At 67.6% G+C, this 19,751-nt stretch carries 20 protein-coding genes; 14 read left to right on the top strand and 6 right to left on the bottom strand.

Annotated elements, in window-relative coordinates; all coding sequences use genetic code 11:
• Positions 1-59: 59 nt before the first annotated feature.
• Both ML01_RS10990 and rpoZ read right to left on the bottom strand, forming a co-directional pair.
• Positions 60-2,426, bottom strand: a complete 2,367-nt coding sequence (locus ML01_RS10990; protein WP_082674165.1) for a bifunctional (p)ppGpp synthetase/guanosine-3',5'-bis(diphosphate) 3'-pyrophosphohydrolase — start codon at positions 2,424-2,426, stop codon at positions 60-62.
• 133 nt (positions 2,427-2,559) lie between these two features.
• Positions 2,560-2,847, bottom strand: coding sequence for a DNA-directed RNA polymerase subunit omega (gene rpoZ, locus ML01_RS10985; protein WP_058555442.1), 288 nt, complete (start codon positions 2,845-2,847; stop codon positions 2,560-2,562).
• A gap of 690 nt (positions 2,848-3,537) precedes the next feature.
• Between rpoZ and ML01_RS27175 the strand changes: the two genes are divergently transcribed.
• The 5 genes from ML01_RS27175 (at position 3,538) to ML01_RS27170 (ending at position 8,586) form a co-directional block, all read left to right on the top strand.
• Positions 3,538-4,722: a DNA methyltransferase gene (locus ML01_RS27175; protein ID WP_371258206.1), complete on the top strand. Its 1,185-nt coding sequence runs from the start codon at positions 3,538-3,540 to the stop codon at positions 4,720-4,722.
• A gap of 27 nt (positions 4,723-4,749) precedes the next feature.
• The gene (locus tag ML01_RS28635) at positions 4,750-5,667 is read left to right on the top strand and encodes a hypothetical protein (protein WP_156427661.1); all 918 of its coding nucleotides are present in this window, start codon (positions 4,750-4,752) and stop codon (positions 5,665-5,667) included.
• A 160-nt stretch (positions 5,668-5,827) separates the two neighbouring features.
• Entirely contained in the window at positions 5,828-6,724 is an 897-nt protein-coding gene (locus ML01_RS10980) for a DUF4338 domain-containing protein (RefSeq protein ID WP_254045218.1), read from the top strand.
• Positions 6,721-8,094: an IS4 family transposase gene (locus ML01_RS10975; RefSeq protein WP_058555441.1), complete on the top strand. Its 1,374-nt coding sequence runs from the start codon at positions 6,721-6,723 to the stop codon at positions 8,092-8,094. Before ML01_RS10980 ends, ML01_RS10975 begins: the two co-directional genes overlap by 4 nt.
• Positions 8,095-8,337: 243 nt before the next feature.
• On the top strand, positions 8,338-8,586 hold the full coding sequence (locus tag ML01_RS27170) for a DUF2442 domain-containing protein (RefSeq protein ID WP_082674163.1): 249 nt from the start codon (positions 8,338-8,340) through the stop codon (positions 8,584-8,586).
• Between the two features lie 150 nt (positions 8,587-8,736).
• Here the strand turns inward: ML01_RS27170 and ML01_RS10970 are convergent, their stop codons facing one another.
• The 3 genes from ML01_RS10970 to ML01_RS10960 form a co-directional block, all read right to left on the bottom strand.
• Positions 8,737-8,934 carry a hypothetical protein gene (locus ML01_RS10970; protein WP_058555440.1) on the bottom strand — a complete coding sequence of 66 codons (198 nt, stop codon included), beginning with the start codon at positions 8,932-8,934 and terminating at the stop codon, positions 8,737-8,739.
• A 96-nt stretch (positions 8,935-9,030) separates the two neighbouring features.
• On the bottom strand, positions 9,031-9,681 hold the full coding sequence (gene gmk, locus ML01_RS10965; protein WP_058555497.1) for a guanylate kinase: 651 nt from the start codon (positions 9,679-9,681) through the stop codon (positions 9,031-9,033).
• A 5-nt stretch (positions 9,682-9,686) separates the two neighbouring features.
• Positions 9,687-10,553, bottom strand: coding sequence for a YicC/YloC family endoribonuclease (locus tag ML01_RS10960; protein WP_058555439.1), 867 nt, complete (start codon positions 10,551-10,553; stop codon positions 9,687-9,689).
• Between the two features lie 241 nt (positions 10,554-10,794).
• Between ML01_RS10960 and ML01_RS10955 the strand changes: the two genes are divergently transcribed.
• The 8 genes from ML01_RS10955 (at position 10,795) to ML01_RS10920 (ending at position 17,848) form a co-directional block, all read left to right on the top strand.
• Positions 10,795-11,688, top strand: a complete 894-nt coding sequence (locus ML01_RS10955; RefSeq protein WP_058555438.1) for a serine/threonine-protein kinase — start codon at positions 10,795-10,797, stop codon at positions 11,686-11,688.
• 55 nt (positions 11,689-11,743) lie between these two features.
• Positions 11,744-12,463 (top strand): ribonuclease PH, encoded by a 720-nt coding sequence (gene rph, locus ML01_RS10950; RefSeq protein WP_058555437.1) that lies wholly within the window; start codon positions 11,744-11,746, stop codon positions 12,461-12,463.
• A gap of 49 nt (positions 12,464-12,512) precedes the next feature.
• On the top strand, positions 12,513-13,148 hold the full coding sequence (gene rdgB, locus ML01_RS10945; RefSeq protein WP_058555436.1) for an RdgB/HAM1 family non-canonical purine NTP pyrophosphatase: 636 nt from the start codon (positions 12,513-12,515) through the stop codon (positions 13,146-13,148).
• Between the two features lie 18 nt (positions 13,149-13,166).
• Complete coding sequence (locus ML01_RS10940; protein WP_058555435.1) at positions 13,167-13,880, top strand: YggS family pyridoxal phosphate-dependent enzyme; 714 nt, start codon at positions 13,167-13,169, stop codon at positions 13,878-13,880.
• A gap of 147 nt (positions 13,881-14,027) precedes the next feature.
• A complete protein-coding gene (gene proC, locus ML01_RS10935) occupies positions 14,028-14,858 on the top strand; it encodes a pyrroline-5-carboxylate reductase (RefSeq protein WP_058555496.1) in 831 nt (276 codons plus the stop codon).
• Entirely contained in the window at positions 14,855-15,430 is a 576-nt protein-coding gene (locus ML01_RS10930; protein WP_058555434.1) for a YggT family protein, read from the top strand. Before proC ends, ML01_RS10930 begins: the two co-directional genes overlap by 4 nt.
• A gap of 16 nt (positions 15,431-15,446) precedes the next feature.
• Positions 15,447-15,755 carry a DUF167 family protein gene (locus ML01_RS10925; RefSeq protein ID WP_058555433.1) on the top strand — a complete coding sequence of 103 codons (309 nt, stop codon included), beginning with the start codon at positions 15,447-15,449 and terminating at the stop codon, positions 15,753-15,755.
• 191 nt (positions 15,756-15,946) lie between these two features.
• Positions 15,947-17,848 (top strand): hypothetical protein, encoded by a 1,902-nt coding sequence (locus tag ML01_RS10920; protein ID WP_058555432.1) that lies wholly within the window; start codon positions 15,947-15,949, stop codon positions 17,846-17,848.
• Between the two features lie 186 nt (positions 17,849-18,034).
• On the opposite strand, the gene ML01_RS10915 is transcribed toward ML01_RS10920, so the two are convergent.
• Entirely contained in the window at positions 18,035-18,718 is a 684-nt protein-coding gene (locus ML01_RS10915) for a sulfite exporter TauE/SafE family protein (protein ID WP_058555431.1), read from the bottom strand.
• Between the two features lie 126 nt (positions 18,719-18,844).
• Between ML01_RS10915 and pyrE the strand changes: the two genes are divergently transcribed.
• On the top strand, positions 18,845-19,552 hold the full coding sequence (pyrE, locus tag ML01_RS10910; RefSeq protein ID WP_082674162.1) for an orotate phosphoribosyltransferase: 708 nt from the start codon (positions 18,845-18,847) through the stop codon (positions 19,550-19,552).
• Positions 19,553-19,751: the final 199 nt, after the last annotated feature.

The raw sequence follows: 19,751 nt of genomic DNA, 5'->3' as shown, positions 1-19,751 counted from the left end.
GAGGGCCAAGCGCCAAGGGAGCCATCCTCGGCCCTCGGCCCTTGTGACGCTCTGCCTCGCTAGCGCGCGAGCCGCGTGATCCGCAGCACCAGCGGGATCTGCCGCAGCCGGCGCATGATGGTGGCCAGATGCGCGCGGCCCTGCACGTTGATCGTGAAGTCCAGCGTTGAGGTCATGCCGTCCTTCTCGCGGGAGTTCACGTACTCGATGTTCGAGCCCTGCTCGGCGATGGCCGTGGCGATGGTGGCGAGCGCACCGCGGCGGTTGCCGACTTCAACGCGGATCTCGGTCTGGAATTCGGCCTTCGGGTCCTCCGCCCACTCCACCTCCAACCACTTGTCGCGCTTCGACTGGAACTCGCCCAGGTTTCGGCATTCGCAGCGGTGCACGACGATGCCCTTGCCGGGGCTGAAAAGGCCGGTGATGGCATCGCCCGGGATGGGCCGGCAGCAGCGGGCGAGGTTCACGACCATGCCTTCGGTGCCGCGGATGGAGAGCCGCCTGGGGCTGCCCTCCTCGGGCACCTCGGTCTCGGTGCCGGCCTTGTCGGCGCCGGCCAGGCGCCGTGCCACCAGGAGCGGCAGCCGGTTGCCGAGGCCGATGTCGGCGAATAGCGCCGCTGGCGTGTCCAGGTGCACCTCGCGGGCGTATACGGCGATGACCGACTCGCCGATGGTGTCCACATCGAGCCCGAAGCGCGCGAGCTCCGCGTTCAGCATGCGCCGCCCGAGCGCCTCCGCCTCCTGGCCCTGGAGGTTCTTGAGATAGCCGCGCACGTTGGCGCGCGCCTTGCCCGTCACGACGAAGTTGAGCCAAGCGGCGTTGGGTTTGGCGCCCGGCGCGTTGATGATCTCCACCGTCTGGCCGCTGCGCAGCACCGTGCGCAGCGGTGACAGCCGGCGGTCGATGCGCGCGGCCACACAGGTGTTGCCAACGTCGGAATGGATGGCATACGCGAAGTCCACGACCGTCGCGCCCTTCGGCAGCACCAGGATGCGGCCCTTGGGGGTGAACACGTAGACCTCGTCCGGGAACAGGTCGATCTTGACGTGCTCCAGGAACTCCTGCGAGTCGCCGGAATCGCGCTGCATCTCCAGCAGGTTCTTGAGCCAGTCGTCGGCGAGCGCCTTGGCGCCGATGCCCTCGACAGCGTTCTTGTACAGCCAGTGCGCGGCGATGCCGGCGTCCGACAGGCGGTGCATGTCCACGGTGCGGATCTGCACCTCGATGGGCGCGCCGTTGGGGCCCACCAGCACCGTGTGCAGCGACTGGTAGCCGTTGGACTTGGGGATCGCGATGTAGTCCTTGAACTTGCCCGGCACCGGCCGGTACAGGCTGTGCACCTGACCCAGCACCCGGTAGCAGGTGTCCACCCGGTCCACCACGACCCGGAACGCGAACACGTCCACCATCTCTTTGAACGAGCGCGACTTCTCGTGCATCTTGCGATAGATGCTGTAGAGGTGCTTCTCGCGCCCGCTCACCTCGCCGTCGATGCCCTCCTGCTCCAGGCGCCGACGCATGGCGGTCTCGACCGTGGCCACCAGCTCGCGCTGGTTCGCCCGTGCGCGGCACACGGCCGCTTCCAGCACGTGATGGCGCCAGGGCCAGAGGTGGCTGAAGCCCAGGTCTTCGAGCTGCAGCCGCAGGCTGTTGATGCCGAGCCGGTTGGCGATGGGGGCATAGATCTCGAGCGTCTCGCGGGAGATGCGCCGGCGCTTCTCCGCCGACATGACCCCGAGCGTGCGCATGTTGTGCAGCCGATCGGCGAGCTTGATCAGGATGACCCGGATGTCGCGGGTCATCGCCAGCATCATCTTGCGGAAGTTGGCGGCCTGCGCCTCGGCGCGGGACGGAAAGTCAATCTGCGTGAGCTTGCTGACGCCGTCCACCAGCTCCGCGACCTCGTCGTCGAACACCGCCGCGAGCTCGGACTTGGGCTTGCCCGTGTCCTCCAGCACGTCGTGGAGGATCGCCGCCATCAGGCACTTATAGTCCATGCGCAGCTCGGCCAGGATGCGGGCCACGGCGATGGGATGGTAGATGTAGGGCTCGCCGGACTGGCGCTCCTGCCCGGCGTGGGCCTCGGCGCTGAAGAGGTAGGCGCGGTAGACCTCCGAAACCTGCTCCGGCGGCAGATAGCGATAGCTGTCCAGCTCCGCGCACAGGTCGCTGATCAGGTAGCGGGGCTTTTCCGCCGGCGTGCGTGCCCCGGCGTCGCGCGGGCGCGTGCCGGCCCGCCCGCGCTTGGGCTGCTGCGGGGGCTCCGCAGCAAGGCCCGCGACGCCCGGGGGCTGGACCCGCGCCGTCTTGGACGGCTCAAGCGTTCGCTCCGCGGCCGGGTCCAGCAGCGCCGCGGCGTGCTCCGGATCGGCGTGGCCGGCGGCGTGCAGGGCCGCAGTGAGCTGCGACGCCGGCGTGCTCATACCGAGCCCCCGCCATCGCCGCCGACCAGGCAGCGGCGCCCGTCCCGGGTGGTCCCGGGGACGCTTCGGCCGACTAACATGCCGCTGCACATGGCGAGCTTCGGGCGCTGCAAGTGACGCCGACGAGTGGCCGTCAGGCCTCGTCGTCGTCCTCGGCACGCATGCCCAGCTCCGCCGCGAGCGCCTTCTCCAGCGCCTCCGCGGCGTCGGCCGCGGCGCGGTCGGCCTCGGCCAGGGTCTCGGGCTTTACCAGCCCTTCGGCGATCTCGCGCAGCGCCATGACCGTGGGCTTGTCGTTCTGCCAAGGCAGCATCGGCTCCACGCCGTTGGCGAGCTGACGCGCCCGCTTGGACGAGATCAGGACGAGATCGAAGCGGTTATCGACATGATCGAGGCAATCCTCGACAGTAATACGGGCCATGGAAGCCTCTCCAATTGATCGAGTTGCGGCGCCCAGCCCGGCGATCGCCGAGCCTTGGCTTAAGGAAACATTGTCGTGACCGGCCACCGACACAAGGGTGCACAGGGCGCGGCTGGGCCGGGCTCGGGACGACGGGCGACCGTTGAAAATACCAGAAAACGCTTCGCCTTACCCTGCGAAGGCGGCGGTGCTGTTGAGTTGCCGTGGGTGCCCGGCAGCCGTCGGCTTGAGCGCCGGTCAATATGCTGTCCCCGCTGTCCCCGCGCGGCCTACGCCGCTCTCCGACTTGGCAACTCGGGGTTACTCATCGGCGTCCCCACCCCGTCCGCTCGTCTGACGATCAACGGTGGCGTACACTCAGGTCGCAACGGCCCGAGGTGTACGCGCTGCCGGATACTGGAGGAGACGATACACGGCAGAGGATAAGTTAGACAAGGCATGGGCACGCGCCTTGTCGGCGACCGATTGGCCCGGCCGGCATGCCGCCCTACCGACGTGGTCGTGGCCTGTCCCAGAGCTCGCTGATGAATTCGCTGGTCCCTGAATTCGTTGATGGGGCTTACTGGTTGATGGCGCTTACTGTGGGATGCCGGTGATGTGCTTGGTTCCAAGTCGCTTGGCGTTTGGGCCATTGGCGTTTAAACTTTCGATGACTGCTTGCATGTTGCGCCACTTTGCCACAACGATAGGATGCGCGGCGGCTTTCTCTGCCCGCATAAGAGTCTTATGCCAGTGCAACAACCTCGCCCAGCGCAACTAGGCTTACCCTTTGTGGCCGAAGAGTGCGGTCACAGGCATCTAAGTCCCGATGCTCCGGGGACTGCGGTTCCAGATAATGCGCATTGGCGATTGCACCTAGGCGATGTCTCTGATGTATACTCTACGTGGCCGGCACCGTCAACGATCATTTCAGATGGGGCTTACGGCGTCGGCGGATTCCCAGGAGACCCGAGAACCCCGACTGACTTGGTTGAGTGGTATCGTCCGCATGTGCAGGCTTGGGCGCACTCCGCACGCCAAGCGACAACTCTATGGTTTTGGAACACAGAGGTGGGCTGGGCTACGGTTCATCCTTTGCTGATCGAGAGCGGCTGGGAGTACGTTCAAACAATCGTGTGGGACAAAGGCATAGCCCACATCGCGGGCAACGTCAACGGCGATACCATCCGCCAATTCCCTGTAGTTTCTGAGGTCTGTGCCTTCTATCGCCGTCGCCTTGAGTTCGAAACGCGTGAAGGGCGAAGATTGCTTGCCAAAGAGTGGCTTCGCTATGAATGGCAACGGGCGAAGTTGAGGCTCGATCGCGCCAACGAGGCATGCGGAGTGAAGAACGCTGCAACGCGCAAGTACTTAACGCAAGACTGGCTTTGGTACTTTCCCCCGCCCGATATGATGGCCCGGTTGGTTGCGTATGCAAATGAACGTGGCGACCCTGCTGGACGGCCGTACTTCGCAGTCGATGGTACCAATCCGGTGACGCCGACGGAGTGGGCGGAGTTTCGTGATCGCTGGGTGCATATCCACGGATTGACAAACGTTTGGGCGCATCCGCCGTTGAACGGTCGTGAGCGCTATCGGGGCACAGGCAACCGATCCGCGCCGCGAATACACAATCCAGGGCCTAATGCCGCGGCGCATCTGAATCAGAAGCCGCTGGAGTTCATGCGCCGCATTATTAAATGCTGTACACCGCGTGGCGCGGTGGTATGGGAGCCCTTCGGTGGGCTTTGCTCTGCATCGGTTGCTGCCGTGGAGATGGGGCGCAGAGCTTTCGCGGCCGAGAACATCCAAGAATTCTTCGAGCTTGCCGCAGCCAGGCTTTCGGAGACAGAGCGAGCCCAAGCGCTCAACGAACAAGCGCCAATCGAACCATAGAAATGCTCTATCTCTGGAGAATTGCCCGTGCCTAATCCACCCGCGGCGCCGACTCGGACATCTATCCCAACTGGAAACTCTGCACTTGCTAAGCTCCTCGACAACGTAAAGGATGCGCTTAGAGCGATCCCGGTTTATTATGAATCTGGGACTCACATAGAGGGGCTGGAGGCTGTAGATTTGTTTAATCTCAACTCGGTTCTGGGGAGTTCTATAGAGATTCAAGTCGTTGACACTTTGAACCGCGTAAGGAAAGTGTGGGACCCGGATGACGAATGGCCCGAGCATAATTTCGAGCGTTCATCGCAAACGTTTCCGGACGTTCGCCTAATATCGAGAACAGGTGGGGAAATCAATACGGTACTGGGAGTAGAGCTTAAGGGTTGGTATCTCCTAGCCAAAGAGGGCGTGCCGAGTTTTCGGTACAAGGTAACACCCGCGGCATGTTCCGAGTACGACCTATTGGTTGTCGTGCCCTGGCACCTGAAGAACGTATTATCGGGTATCCCGATCGTCTATGAGCCTTACATTGAGCAGGCTCGCTTCGTAGCCCAGTACCGCAACTTTTGGTGGAAGCACATGCGCAACTCGGCTGGCAACACGACGATCAACCCACCGCCCGGAGTAATTCAGCCCTATCCGCCGCCGAAGTCGAAAGTCAACGATTCACCTAGCAGCGACAGTGGCGGCAACTTTGGTCGAGTCGCGCGCATAGGAGTTATGGATACCTATATTGACCGCATGCTGTCGCATCGCGTATCGGGTGTTGAAGCCAACCATTGGGTTCTATTCTTCAAGACGTACGCCGAATCCAATAACTCGGCGAGAATTACAGAGAAGCTTGAGAACGAGCTTGCGAGGATGCGCCAAGAGGCAAATTCCGATTCGGATCTTCGACTTCTCGACTTGCTCGCGGAGATTGGTAACCTATGGTGTACACGGTAATCTGAGCCTGCCCGCGTCGCGGTGACAGTTTATTGCATCCACTGATTCGTAGGCCTCAGGGGCTACCCCATGCCATTACCCACATCTCAGTGGGGACAGAGAGCCCGAGGGGCTGGACACGCTGAGCCGGACCTGTTGAAATCCGGCCCCATCAAGTTTGATGGGGCTGGAGCAGATGGGCGTGGGCATACCTGACAAGTTGTGCGGTCGGCCGTTCGATGCGGCGGACCTGGAGCGGATCCGCGCTGAGATCGTGGCGGCGGAGCCGCCGCAGCGCTCGGAGATTGCACGGCGGGTGTGTCGGGCGCTGGAGTGGACGGATGCGCTGGGTCGGCCGAAGCTGATGAGCGCCCGGGTGGGGCTGCTGCGGCTGCATCGGGCGGGGCTGATCGAGCTGCCGGCGCCGAGCCGAGGCAATGGCAACGGTCGTGGTCTGCTGCGGGGTCCGGAGCGCTGGCCGGAGCCGGTCGCGGTCGTGGGCACGGTCGGGGATCTCGGCGGCTTGCGGCTGGAAGCGGTGCTTGATGCGAGCGCATCAAGGCTGTGGAATGGGTTGATCGCGCGTTATCACTACCTTGGCTACACGCCGTTGCCGGGGGCGCAGCTGCGCTACCTGGTCCACTGCGAGGGTGGCGTGCTGGGCGCGATCGGCTTCGGCGCGGCGGCCTGGAAGGTGGCGGTACGCGATCGCTGGATCGGTTGGGATGCCGCCTGTCGCGAGGCCCACCTGGGCCGGGTGCTCAACAACGCGCGCTTTTTGCTGCTGCCCTGGGTGCGGGTGAAGCACCTCGCCTCGAAGGTCCTGGCGCTGGCGGCGGCGCGGATCCCCAAGGACTTTGCCGCGCGCTATGGTGAGCGGGTGGTGCTGTTGGAGACCTTCGTCGAGCGGCCGCGCTTTGCCGGCACCTGCTACCGTGCCGCCAACTGGCACTACCTGGGGGAGACCACCGGACGCGGCAAATGCGATCGCACCCATCAGGCGGCGTTGCCGCGCAAGGGCGTCTACGTCTACCCGCTGACGGCGGGGTTTCGCGCCGCGCTGGGGGTGGTGCGATGAGTGCGCTGGCCGACGAGCTCGGCGCCATCGATCTTGGCGATCGCCGCCTCGATCGCCGCGCGCGCCGCCTGCTGCAGAAACTGGGGGAGAAACCGACGTTGAGCATTCCCGCCGCCTGCGGGGGCTGGGACGAGACCCGCGCCGCCTACCGCCTGTTCGACCACGCCGAGGTAACGCCCGAGCGCGTGCTCGCCCCGCATAGCGCCTGCACCGAGGAGCGTTTGCGTGCCTATCGGCGGGTGTTGTGCATTCAGGACACCACTGAGCTGGACTACACCACCAAGAAGGCCAGCATGGCCGGACTCGGCCCGCTCAACTACGAGACCCGTTGGGGGATGTATCTGCATCCGACCCTGGTGGTGACCCCGGAGCGGGTTCCGCTCGGACTGCTCGATGCCTACACCTGGGTGCGTGAGCCCGGCAGCATCGGCCAGGAGAAGGATCGCAATCGCCCCCTCGAAGAGAAAGAGAGCGTGCGTTGGATCGATGGCTTTGCTCGCGTCAACGCCTTGGCCGAGACACTGGCCGACACCCGCATCACCTACATCGCCGACCGCGAAGGCGACATCTACGACCTGTTCGTCGAAGCCCCCTGTCCCGAGCGCAGCGCCGACTGGCTGGTGCGCGTGCAGCATACCGAGCGGCTGCTGGCCGATGGACGCAAGCTGCGCGCAGTCCTTGATGCCGCCCCCGTGCTCAGCGAGATCAGCTTCGAGCGCCCCCCCGCCAAGGGCCGGCGTGCGCGCACCGTCCACCAACAGATCAAGGCCGTGCGCGTCACCCTCAAGCCACCGCCGCGCCCCGACCGCACTTTGGCCGAGGTCACCGTCACCGCACTGCTCGCCACCGAGCCACACCCGCCCGCAGGCGAAGACCCCTTGGAGTGGCTGCTGCTGACCAACCTGCCGGTGGAGAGCGCCGAGCAGGCCGCCGAAACCCTCTCCTGGTACCTCTGCAGGTGGCAAATTGAGCTTTATTTCAAGGTCTTGAAAAGCGGCTGCCGCGTCGAGCAGCTGCAATTGGAGACCCGCGAGCGCCTCGAGCCGGCGCTGGCCTTCTACATGATCATCGCCTGGCGTGTGTTGTACCTGACCATGCTCGGACGCGACTGCCCGGAAATGCCCTGCGACAGCGTCTTCGCCGAGGAAGAATGGAAGGCGGTCTATTTGGTGACCCAGCGCAAGCCACCACCCGCCGTGCCGCCATCCCTCGACACCATGGTGCGCATGGTCGCCACCCTCGGCGGCTTTCTCAATCGCAAGGGCGACGGCTTTCCCGGATCGAAAACCCTTTGGATCGGCCTGCAACGCATCCCCGATTTCGTCCTCGCACTTGAGGCTCAGCGCAGCATCGGGGAAAGTTATGGGTAATGGTATGGGGCTACCCCCCCCGGCAGCGTCCGTAAATTGCCCGCGACGGTCAGTGCCAACTGTTCTTCTGTTCTCGCGAGGAGTCCCATATCCATGTTCATGTCGCGCACCCGGACGCGGAGGCACGATGCCAGGCATCTTCGATCTCCGTAAAGTGTGCTGCGACAACGGCCTCCGCTTGCCGCATTTGAAGCCGATTAAGGCCTACGGCGACTGCGAGCGGTGTTGAAGGATTCAGCCAGAATGTCCGCTTTGGCGGCTGAAGTCACGAGCATATCCAAGCGCTGCTTATGGCTTCTGCTTGACGATGAAGAACTTGCAGTGCCGTTTTCAGACTTCCCTTGGTTCAAGTCCGCAACGATTGAGCAACTCTGCAACGTTGAGCGTCCGACCGAAGATCATCTGTATTGGCCGGCGATTGACGTTGATCTTTCGGTCCAGTCGATTCGTCAGCCTGAGCGTTTCCCGCTTCTCTCCAAAACGACAGGCTGACCAGAAATGGCCTTGATCATACTTTCGACCACGGACGCGCGGTCCGCGTAGTCAGGCCACCCTGGCCTACCGGAGTCAGGGCTGGAAGCCGTGGCTACGCACGGAGCCCTCGGCGCTGGTCGGGATTACGATCAAGGCCTGCCGCGCCGGCTAGGCGGCTTGGTCCTGTTGCAGCAAGGCGTCGGGATCGTAATCGGCGAGCCCGAATTCCTTGGGGTCCAGATCGAGCGCTGCGGCCTGCTCACGTGGGACGGTCAGAACATCGTAGTAGGCTGCCTTCAACCCGCTGTTGAACTGCGTCCGCTCTTGCTGTGCCCTTTCGGCAGCCCGCCGCGCGGCCAGCAACATCTCCTCCAATAAGGGCCGAGGGCCGAGGGCCGAGGCGGGCTCCCTCGGCCCTCGGAGCGGAATGGCGCCCGCAGCCCACCGAGCGCAGCGCGGCGCTCAGCCGCCGCCGAGCATCGCCCGCAGCGCCGCGGCGTGCCGGCAGGCCTGGCGCGGCTCGCGCAGGCGTTCGGCGATGACGATGGCGTGGAGCTCGCCGAGTGCCGTGGCAAAGTCGTCGTTGACGACCAGGTAGTCGTATTCGTCGTGGTGGCTCAGCTCGTCTCGCGCCTGGGCCATGCGCCCGGCAATGATCTCGTCGCTGTCCTTGCCGCGACCGCGGAGCCTTGATTCCAGCGCGGCAAGGGACGGCGGGGCGATGAACACGCTGACGGCATCCGGAAAGCGCTCCCGGACCTGGCGTGCGCCCTGCCAGTCGATCTCGAGCAGCACGTCCGTGCCGGTGTCGCGCTGCTCGCCGAGCGCCGCGGCAGCAGTGCCGTAGGCGTTGCCGAAGACGCGCGCGTATTCGACGAATGCTGCAGCCGCCGCCATGCGGTCGAAGGTGGCGGCGTCGACGAAGTGATAGTGCACGCCGTCCTGCTCGCCGTCGCGCGGGGCGCGGGTTGTATAGGACACCGACAGCGCGAGGCCCGAGTCCTGATCGAGCAGCGCCTTCACGAGGCTGGTCTTGCCGGCGCCGGACGGCGCCGAGACGATGAACAGGAGCCCGCGGGCGGCGGCCTCGGCAACGTTGGCTTCTTGCGGCATGCTCGTCACTCCAGGTTCTGCACCTGCTCGCGCATCTGCTCGATCAGCACCTTCATCTCCACCGCGGCGTGGGTGGTCTCGGCGTCGGCGGATTTCGAGCTCAGGGTGTTGGCCTCGCGGTTGAGCTCCTGCATCAGGAAATCGAGCCGCCGGCCGACCGGCACGTCGCCGGCGAGGGACTTCTGCACCTCGGCGATGTGCACCTTGAGGCGGTCCATCTCCTCGTCCACGTCGAGGCGTTGGGCGATCAGCGCCATCTCCTGCTCCAGCCGGGCCGGATCGAGCTCCGCCTTGACCTCGGCGAGCCGCTCGCGAATGCGGGCGCGCACGGCTGTCAGCACATCGGGCATGCGCGCGCGCACCGCGTCCACCTCGGCCGCGAGCTTCTCGCAGCGCGCGAGCAGCAACGCCCGCAACCGCTCGCCCTCGCGCTCGCGGGCGGCGATGAGGCTGTCCAGTGCCTGCTCCAGCAGCGCGAGGGCCGCGGCGGCGATGACGTCGGTGTCCTGCGCTGGCTCCTCCAGCAGGCCCGGCCAGCGCAGCAGGTCGATGACATGCGGTGTGGCGGGCTCACCGAGCCGCGTGGCGATCTGGTCCGCGGCGACCAGGAGCTGCTCCAAGAGCCGCCGATTGACCTTGAGCACGCCCGCATCGTCTGCTGACGGCGCGAAGCGCAGTGTGCAGTCCACCTTGCCGCGGCCGAGCCTTGCCGCGAGACGCTCGCGCACCGGCGTCTCCAACCCGCGCAGGTCGTCCGGCAGGCGCAGGTGCGGCTCCAGGAAGCGGTGATTGACCGAGCGCAGCTCCCAGGTGAGCTGGCCGAATGCGCCGGTGCTGCTCTCGCGGGCGAAGGCCGTCATGCTGCGTGTCATCGTGCTCACCTCGGTGTGGGCTTGCGGGTGGGGTTGTCGGGCGGCGGTGCCGAGCCTGCGGCGCGGGCGGCAAGCGCGCTGCGCATCGACCCCATCGGGGGCGCGACAGCGCGCGGCAGCGGCTATCATACCGGCTCGGGCTTCGGCGCTGGCGTTGCGCCGGAGGCGCCGGAACCGAACGCATGCCCTGCGGCCCTGACCTGAGGCCCGCACCCCGCAGACGCCGCAGCAAGAGCGCCGCATGAGCCACGCCCGCGACAGCCTCGAAGCAGGTACCACGCTGGATTGCTATCGCATCGTCGATACCATCGGCAAGGGCGGCTTCAGCCTGATCTACCTTGCCGAGGACGAGGAGACGGGCGATGAGGTCGTGATCAAGGAGTTCATGCCCAAGCGCCTCGCGCGCCGACATAGCGACGGGCGGCTGCTGCCGGTGGATAGCAAGCAGCGCGAGTCGCTCTACCGCAACCGCCGGCTGTTCTTTCAGGAGGCGAAGGTCATGGCTTCCCTCGCCCATCCGCACATCGTCGCGGTGCTGAACATGTTCATGCGCAACGACACGGGCTACATCGTAATGCAGCACGAGCGGGGGCGGAATCTGGGCCAGTTCGTCCACGAGCGCGGCGGCGGGCTCAGCACGACACTCCTGTTGCGGATCTTCGTTCCGCTGCTGGACGCGCTGCACACGATGCACGCCCGCGCCATGCTGCATCTGGACGTGAAGCCCGGCAACATTCATTTGCGCAACGGGCACGACCCGCTGCTGCTGGACCTCGGCGCCGCGCAGGTGCTGACCATCGGCGGCAGCACGGCGAGCCATGTCATCACCGCGGGTTACTCGCCGCCGGAGCAGTACCGCCAGGGCGGCAAGATCGGCCCCTGGACCGATGTGTATGCCGTCGGCGCGTCCCTGCGCTGCTGCATCGAGGGCAATACCATGCAACCGGCCCCGGAGCGCCTGGCGGACGACGCGGTGGTGCCGTCGCTGGAGCTGTTCGCCGATCAATACCCGCAGTGGCTGCTCGCCCTCATCGACCAGTCCACCGACCTGGTTCCGGAGCGCCGCCCGCCGGACGCGGGCGCGATGCTTCGCGTCATGCAGGAGCACGGCGAGCAGCACTTGCAGTTCGGCTGAGCACCCGCGCACCAGCCTTGCCCCCGATCCGTTTCACCGCCATAGGAGAACCCGAATGCGCCCATCGAAGCGCGCGCCCGACGAGCTGCGCCCGGTCCGCCTGACACGCGGCTTCACGCACTACGCCGCGGGGTCGGTGCTGGTGGAATTCGGCGCCACGCGCGTGTTGTGCACCGCGAGCGTCGAGGAGCGGGTGCCGCCCTTCCTGCGCGGCGCGGGCAAAGGCTGGGTCACGGCCGAATACGGCATGCTGCCCGGCGCCACGCATGAGCGCACGGCCCGCGAGGCCGCCCGCGGCAAACAGGGCGGGCGTACGCTCGAGATCCAGCGCCTGGTGGGGCGCGCGCTGCGCGCGGCGATGGACCTGCCGGCGCTGGGCGAGCGCACCGTCACGCTCGACTGCGACGTGCTGCAGGCCGACGGCGGCACCCGCACCGCCGCCATCACCGGCGCCTGGGTCGCGCTGCATGATGCACTCACCGGCCTGACCGCCGACGGTTTGCTGACCGGCTGGCCGCTCAAGGAGCAAGTGGCCGCGGTGTCCGTTGGCATCTATCAGGGCACACCGGTGCTGGACCTGGACTATGCCGAGGACAGTGCGGCGGAAACCGACATGAACGTCGTGATGAACGCGACCGGCGGGCTGATCGAGGTGCAGGGCACCGCCGAGGGCGCGGCCTTCTCGCGCGCGGAGCTGGACGCGCTGCTGGACCTCGCCACCGCCGGCATCGGTCAGCTCATCGTCATCCAGCGCGCGGTGCTCGCCGGCGCCTGAGGGCAGCCGACGCCGGTCCTGCGACAACCCAAGCCCGGAGCATCCCACCATGCCTGTGCACCGACCGAGCGACATCGTGCTTGCCAGCAACAACCCGGGCAAGCTGCGCGAGATCGGCCAACTGCTCGCCGGTGCCGGTGTCGCGGTGCAGCCGCAGCGGGCCTTCGGCCTCCCGGAGGCCGAGGAGACCGGGCTCAGCTTCGTCGAGAACGCGATCCTAAAGGCGCGCCATGCGGCGGCGGGCAGCGGACTTGCGGCCATCGCCGATGACTCCGGCATCGAGGTGGACGCCTTGGACGGCGCCCCCGGCATCTACTCGGCGCGCTACGCGGGCCCGGGAGCCGACGATCAGGCCAACAACGACAAGCTGCTTGCGGACCTCGCCGAGGTGCCGGACGGCGCGCGCACGGCACGCTATCGCTGCGTCATGGTCTATCTGCGCCATCCGCTGGACCCGACCCCGTTGATCTGTCTCGGCACCTGGGAGGGGCGCATCCTGCGCGCGCCGCGCGGCGAGAACGGCTTCGGCTACGACCCGCTGTTCTTCGTGCCGACCCATGGCTGTGCCGCCGCGGAGCTGGACCCCGACACCAAGAATCGCCTGAGTCACCGCGGCCAGGCCCTGCGCGCGCTGGTGGCGCAGATCACCGACGCCGCCGGCCAGCACCAACACGCCGACGACTGAGCGCCACCGACGAACCGCATGACCGCAAACCTCGCCCTGACCATCGCGGACAACCTCGCGCGGGTTCGTGAGCGCATCGCCGCCGCGGAGGCCCGCTACGGGCGCCCGCCCGGCAGCGTCGCGCTGCTCGCCGTCAGTAAGGTGCATGGCGCCGACAGCGTCGCCGCGGCCCATGCCGCGGGCCAGGCGGCCTTCGGCGAGAGCTACGTGCAGGAGGCGCTGGACAAGCAGGCAGCCCTCGCGCACCTACCGCTGACCTGGCACTTCATCGGCCGGGTGCAGACCAACAAGACGCGCGACATCGCGGGCCATTTCGCGTGGGTGCACGGCCTCTGCGAGCTCAAGCACGCGCGCCGGCTCGGCGCGCAGCGCCCGGCGGCGCTCGGCCCGCTCGCCTGCTGCGTGCAAGTGAACCTAAGCGGCGAGGCGAGCAAGGGCGGGCTCGCGCCCGAGGCCGTCGCGGACTTCATCGCCGCCTGCCGCGGCATCGACGGCATCGGCGTGCAGGGACTGATGACGCTGCCGGCACCGGCCGACGACCTCGCCGCGCAGCGTCGGCCCTTCGCCGCGCTGCGGGCGCTGCGCGAGCGCCTCGCGACACCGGCGCTGCCGCTGCCGACCCTGTCCATGGGCATGACCGACGACCTGGAAGCGGCCATCGCCGAGGGCGCTACAATGGTCCGCGTGGGCACCGCGATCTTCGGCGCACGCGTCGGCACCGCGCACCGCTGACGCTCGCGCAGGCGTCGGGCGCCACCGCCCGGCGTCGAGCCCGCACAGCGGGCCTCGTTTTGCAGCCGCCATTTGCAGCCACGTTTCGCAGCCACGTTTCGCAGCCACCATTTTCGACCACCATAGGGAGTCGATCTCAACATGCCACTGAGTCAGACCCGCATCGCCTTCATCGGCGGCGGCAACATGGCCCGCAGCCTGGTCGCCGGCCTCATCGCCGATGGTCATGCGCCGACGGCGCTGACCGTCAGCGACCCGCTGCCGGAGCAGCGCACGCGGCTCGGCGAGGCGCATGGCATTCACACCACCGACAGCAATGCGGCGGCCGTCGCCGATGCGGAGGTCATCGTGCTCGCGGTGAAGCCGCAGGTGGCGCCCGCGGTCTGCCGCGCGCTCGCGGGGCAACTGCGTGAGCCCGCACCGCTCGTCGTCTCCGTCATGGCGGGCGTCACCGAGGCGTCTATCTGTGCCTGGCTCGGCCGCCCGGTGCCGCTGGTGCGCAGCATGCCGAACACGCCGGTGCTGGTGCAGTCCGGCGCCATCGCGCTGCACGCCAACGCCATTGCCACGCCCGCGCAGCGCAACCTCGCCGAGGAGATCATGCGCGCCGGCGGGCTCACGCGCTGGGTTGCCGGTGAACGGGACCTGGATGCCGTCACCGCCGTGTCCGGCAGCGGGCCCGCATACTTCCTGCTGCTGATGGAGGCGCTCGAGCACGCCGCCGTCGCCGAGGGCCTGGAGCCCGAGGCCGCGCGACTGCTGAGCATCCAGACCGCGCTCGGCGCCGCGCGCATGGCCATGGAGAGCGACGAATCGCCCGAAGAGCTGCGCCGGCGCGTCACCTCGCCCGGCGGCACCACCGAGCGCGCGCTGGAGGTGCTCACCGAGGGCGGCTTGGAGGCGCTGGTGACCCGCGCCGTCGCCGCCGCCCGTGCCCGCGCCGTGGAGTTGTCCCAGTTGCTCGGAGCCGACGCATGACCCAGGCCTACCTCACCGAACCGCTGATCTTTCTGATCAAGACCCTGTTCGGGCTCTACATCAGCATCGTCGTCATCCGCTTCCTGTTGCAGTGGGCGCGGGCGGACTTCTACAACCCCATCTCGCAGTTCGTGGTGACCCTCACGTCGCCGGTGCTGCGGCCATTGCGCAAGGTCATCCCGGGCTACGCCGGCATCGACATCGCCTCCGTCGTGCTCGCCTGGGTGTTGAAGGCGGTGGAGCTGACGCTGCTCGCCTGGCTGCTCGGGCTCGGCTTTCGGCCGCTCATCGCACTGGCCTGGGCCGTGCCGGCGCTGGTTGGGCTCATCATCAGCATCTTCCTGTTCGCAATCCTGGTGCGCGTGATCCTGAGCTGGGTCAACCCGGACCCCTACAACCCTGCAGTGAGCCTCCTGAACCGTCTCACGGACCCGATCCTTGAGCCCGCGCAGCGCCTGCTGCCGGCCATCAGCGGCATCGATCTATCCCCGATGGTGGCGATGATCGGGCTGGTGCTGCTGCAAATGCTGCTGTTGCCGCCGCTGCGCGCGCTCACCGGCAGCCCGTTCTGACCCTTCCGCCCGCGCCTTGAGCTGGTATCGCTGGGACGGCAAGACGCTGCGGCTCAACCTGCGCGTGCAGCCGCGGGCGCGGGACGACGCCTTCGGCGAGCCCCTCGGCGACGAGCTGCGCGTGCGGCTGAAGGCACCACCCGCGGACGGCAAGGCCAACGCCCGGCTGGTCGAGTTTCTCGCCGTTGCCTGCGGGGTGCCGCGGCAGCGGGTGCGGCTCGCCGGCGGCGCACACGGGCGCTCCAAGGTCGTTCTCATCGATGCGCCGGTCGTCTTGCCGCTACCTCTGGCCGAATGTCGCACCAGCGCACGGGATAACGCCTGACGCGCGGTTAGAATTCGAGTCATCCAGGGCAGTCATCCCGCCCTCCAACGCTGACAAGGTTGTCCGATCGCGGCTCGATGGAGGCGCACCCGATGCGCTCGGGACACGACAACACAGTACAGGCTCCGCTGCGCGAGCAGTTGGTCGTGCACGCTAAGTGGCGGTCCCGGGCAACACGGGCCGTACACGTTATGAGGGCTTGGCTGCGCAGCGTCGGTGCCGGCACGCCCCAGACAGACGCGCGGTTGCGGCGTGCGCTTGCCGCCATCGAAGGCGACAGGCTCTGCATCGCCATCGCCGGCGAGTCGCAACGCGGCAAGACGGAGCTGATGAACGCGCTGTTCTTTGCCGAGCTGCGCCAGCTTTTGCCCATCGCCGCGACCGGGAGCCTGTGTCCGCTGGAGATCTGCTGGCAGCCCAGCGACGGCGGCGCGTGCCTCAAGCTCTTGCCGATCGAGTACCTCGGCAAGCCCGATTCCCTGGCCGGGATGAAACAGAAGCCGGAGCGCTGGGTGCGGCTACCGCTGCATCCGCAGGAGCCGGAGCAGATCAGCGCGATCTTGGCCGAGGTCCATCGCACCAAACCATTGCAGTTGGCGCAGGCGGCGGGGCTCGCCGGCGCGGCGGCGACCGGTGATCAAGAGGGCACTGTCGAGATCCCCTGCTGGCGCTACGCGGTGCTGAGCTTTCCGCATCCGCTCCTAAAGCGCGGGCTCGTGCTGCTCGATTTGCCGGGCCGCGCGGCCATGGCGCGCGATCCCGCTCTCTACACGGAGCTGCTCGCGGCCATCGACGGTATGGTCATGACCATCGCCGCCGAGCGCGGTGTCGAGGCAGGCGACCTCGCGCTCTGGCGCGAGCATCTGCGGCCGGCGGGTGTGCAAGCCCCGGTGACCCTGGTGGCGCTGACGCGCAGCGGCGCGCTCGGCGCCGTCGAGGAGGCGCCGAGCGGCAGCACGCTTGAGCGTTTGCGCCACCGCACCGCCACCACGCTCGGCATCGATCGCGCGCTGGTGCGTGCGGTATGCGCCCGTGCGGGCCTGGCCGCCAAGATTGCCGACAAGCCGGCACGGCTGCGCGCGAGCGGCATCGACGCCTTGGAGTCGCTGCTCGCGGAGCAAGTCATCGCCAAGCGCCGGCAGGCCTGCCGCAGCGGCGTTGAGGCGAGCATTGGTGCCCTGCTGCGGTTCGCCATGTCGCGGCTGGAGGCGCGCACCGCGGCCACCGAGCAGCGCATGGCCGAGCTGGAGGTCCTGGATGCACAGAGCGCGGGACTGGTGGCGCGCTCCCTGGAGCTGGTGCGCCGTGACGAGGCCCTGTACGTGCAAGGCGTGGAGCAGGTCAGGGGCGCCCAGCGCCTGCTGCGAGCGCACGCCGAGCACGCACGGGGCCTGCTCTGCGCCGCGGCCTTCGAGCACCTGGCAGGGCGCGCGAGCGCGCGCCTCGCCGAGCGCTGGACCACGGCCGGCATGCGCCAGACCATGCGGGCGCTGTTCGACGAGCTGCGCGGCGTGGTGGCCCGCGTCGGCACCGACAGCGCGCGGCTCGGGCGCGAGGTGCAAGACATCTACGCCGCGCTCCGCGCGGAGCTCGGTCTCGATTTGGACCCACCGGCGCCGTTCTCGCTGACGCACTATCGGCACGAAATGGAGCTGCTGTACGCGGAGGCCGTGCGCTGGATCGATAGCGAGGAGCTTTTGCTCTGCCCGCGCGGCGCCGCCGTCGCGCGCTTCGAGCGCGGGCTCGTGCAGCGGGCGCGGGTGTTGTTCGACCACCTGCGCGACGCCGTGGACGGCTGGCTCGACGCCGCCCTGGCGCCGCCGGTACGCGCGGTGGAGGCGCGCAAGGCCCGCGCCGAGGCGCGCCTCGGACGCTATCAGCGCGTCGAGACCAGCCGCGAGCACCTGCATGCCGAGCGGGCGAGCCTCGTCCGCGAGCGGGCGCAGCTCGCAAGGCAACTGACGCTGTTGCGCAACATCCGCAACGCCATCGACTTCGAGCCCGGCCCCCAGGCCCCAGCGCGGCGCGCGCCGTATCTGGTCACCAGCGACGGCGCCCCGGTGCGACGGCTGGACCGGGCTACGGAGGCTTGACCCTAGCGGCAAAAGGGGCCGAGGGCCGAGGGCCAAGGCAGGCCTCCTCGGCCCTTGGCCCTTGGCCCTTGGCCCTTTCCGATCCCGATCCCGATCCCGATTTCGATAGCGATTTCGATAGCGATTTCGATAGCGATGATCAGGTCCGAGGCTCTGCCTCGCTAGGTTGACGCGGCGTAACGCAGCTCAGCCGGGCGCCGCCACCTGCCACAGCGCATAGCCGCCGAAGCCGATGACGACCAGGCCTGCGGCGCGGCGGAACCAGATTGCCTCCATGTAGCGCGCGGCGGCGCCGGCCAGCAGGCCGATGCCGAGCAGATTGGGCAGCGTGCCGAGCCCGAACGCGAGCATCAGCAGGGCGCCCGCTGCCGGCGAGCCGGTGCCGAGCGCGAGGATCAGCACGCTGTAGACGAGCCCGCAGGGCAGCCAAGCCCAGATGAGGCCCACGGCTACCGCCTGCCACCAGCGGCGAATGGGCAGAAGCCTGCGGCCGATGGGCTCCAGCCGCCGCCACAACACGCCCCCCGCCCGTTCCACGGCCGCCAGCCCACGCCACCAGCCACCCAGGTAGAGCCCGAGTGCGATCATCACCAGCGCCGCGACGGCGTACAGCGCCCGCTGACCGAGCAGCAGCGCGCCCGAGCCCGCCAGCAGCGCCCCGAGCCCGCCCGCCAAGGCCCCGGCGACGCCGTAGCCCAAGATGCGCCCCAGGTTGTAGCCGAGCTGCAGCGGCAGCGCGGCCGTGAGGCTCGCGCGGCGTTCCGCCGCCATGCCGAGGCTCAACAGTGAGACGATGCCGCCGCACATGCCCACGCAGTGCACGCCGCCCAGCAAGCCGACGATGAAAGCGGTCAGAATCGCGCTCGGCATACGTGCCTCGCCGCAACCAGGTTAGCATGCCGGCCCGCCCGGAGATGCTGCCGCGCGCCATCGGCAGAGATGCACGCGGTGTGTTGTTTGTGGCAATATCGACCACGATCCATCGGAGCCCGTCCAATGCATGAGTATCAGCGGCAGTTTCTCGCCTTCGCGATCGAGACCGAGGTGTTGCGCTTTGGACGCTTCACGCTCAAGTCCGGCCGGGAAAGTCCCTACTTTTTTAATGCCGGCGCGTTCAGCACGGGGCGAGGGCTGGCTCGGCTGGGCCGCTATTATGCCGAAGCCTTGCGCCATTCCGGGCTCGGCGTCGATATGCTGTTCGGTCCCGCCTACAAGGGCATTCCGCTGGCCGCCTGCACCGCCATCGCGCTGGCCGAGCACTACGCTTGGGATCTGCCCTTCGCCTTCAACCGCAAGGAGGCCAAGGCGCATGGCGAGGGTGGCAGCGTGGTCGGCAGTCCACTGGCGGGGCGTGTCCTGATTGTAGACGACGTTATTACCGCGGGCACGTCGGTGCGCGAGTCGGTGGCGCTGATCCGCGCCGCTGGGGCCGAGCCCGCCGGTGTGCTCATCGCCCTCGACCGTTGCGAGCGCGGCGCCGGTGCGCTGGCCGCGACGGCGGAGATCGCGGCGGAGTATGGCATCGCCACGGTCAGCATCGTGACCCTGCACGACTTGGTGGATTACCTCGATGAGCATGGCGATCAGGGTGGCTTTCACGCCTCGTTGGCAGAATATCGGGAGAACTATGGCGTGGGTCTCACGCTGCAGCCAACACGCAGTGACGCCGACCGCGAAACATGCTCCACATCGCAGTCGGCGTAACCTCGCTCGACTACCTTTTGTCTGCAGGGCGGGGTGCGGCACGGGACTGGGCTTCCTGACGGCGCACAGAGCATGCGGGAGGGCCAAGGGAGAAGGGCCAAGGGAGAAAGGGCCAAGGGAGAAGGCCTATAGGGAGGCGGGCCACAAGGAGAAGGGCCGCGGGAGCTCGTCGCCCTGCATGAGTACTGCTTTCGTCCTC

This window comes from Thiohalocapsa sp. ML1 (assembly GCF_001469165.1).
In the GTDB taxonomy this organism is placed as follows: Bacteria; Pseudomonadota; Gammaproteobacteria; order Chromatiales; family Chromatiaceae; genus Thiohalocapsa.
The sequence above is the reverse complement of the archived record's forward strand: the minus strand, read 5'-3'. Positions and strand labels throughout refer to the sequence as shown.

Coding starts and splice junctions, on each gene's coding strand:
- rph (WP_058555437.1), top strand. CDS start 11,744: ATGCGCCCATCGAAGCGCGCGCCCGACGAGCTGCGCCCGGTCCGCCTG.
- ML01_RS10960 (WP_058555439.1), bottom strand. CDS start 10,553: ATGACACGCAGCATGACGGCCTTCGCCCGCGAGAGCAGCACCGGCGCA.
- ML01_RS10980 (WP_254045218.1), top strand. CDS start 5,828: ATGGGGCTGGAGCAGATGGGCGTGGGCATACCTGACAAGTTGTGCGGT.
- rdgB (WP_058555436.1), top strand. CDS start 12,513: ATGCCTGTGCACCGACCGAGCGACATCGTGCTTGCCAGCAACAACCCG.
- ML01_RS10955 (WP_058555438.1), top strand. CDS start 10,795: ATGAGCCACGCCCGCGACAGCCTCGAAGCAGGTACCACGCTGGATTGC.
- pyrE (WP_082674162.1), top strand. CDS start 18,845: ATGCATGAGTATCAGCGGCAGTTTCTCGCCTTCGCGATCGAGACCGAG.
- ML01_RS27170 (WP_082674163.1), top strand. CDS start 8,338: ATGTCCGCTTTGGCGGCTGAAGTCACGAGCATATCCAAGCGCTGCTTA.
- gmk (WP_058555497.1), bottom strand. CDS start 9,681: ATGCCGCAAGAAGCCAACGTTGCCGAGGCCGCCGCCCGCGGGCTCCTG.
- ML01_RS10920 (WP_058555432.1), top strand. CDS start 15,947: ATGAGGGCTTGGCTGCGCAGCGTCGGTGCCGGCACGCCCCAGACAGAC.
- ML01_RS27175 (WP_371258206.1), top strand. CDS start 3,538: ATGCGCGGCGGCTTTCTCTGCCCGCATAAGAGTCTTATGCCAGTGCAA.
- ML01_RS10915 (WP_058555431.1), bottom strand. CDS start 18,718: ATGCCGAGCGCGATTCTGACCGCTTTCATCGTCGGCTTGCTGGGCGGC.
- rpoZ (WP_058555442.1), bottom strand. CDS start 2,847: ATGGCCCGTATTACTGTCGAGGATTGCCTCGATCATGTCGATAACCGC.
- ML01_RS10970 (WP_058555440.1), bottom strand. CDS start 8,934: ATGTTGCTGGCCGCGCGGCGGGCTGCCGAAAGGGCACAGCAAGAGCGG.
- ML01_RS10930 (WP_058555434.1), top strand. CDS start 14,855: ATGACCCAGGCCTACCTCACCGAACCGCTGATCTTTCTGATCAAGACC.
- ML01_RS10975 (WP_058555441.1), top strand. CDS start 6,721: ATGAGTGCGCTGGCCGACGAGCTCGGCGCCATCGATCTTGGCGATCGC.
- ML01_RS10990 (WP_082674165.1), bottom strand. CDS start 2,426: ATGAGCACGCCGGCGTCGCAGCTCACTGCGGCCCTGCACGCCGCCGGC.
- ML01_RS10940 (WP_058555435.1), top strand. CDS start 13,167: ATGACCGCAAACCTCGCCCTGACCATCGCGGACAACCTCGCGCGGGTT.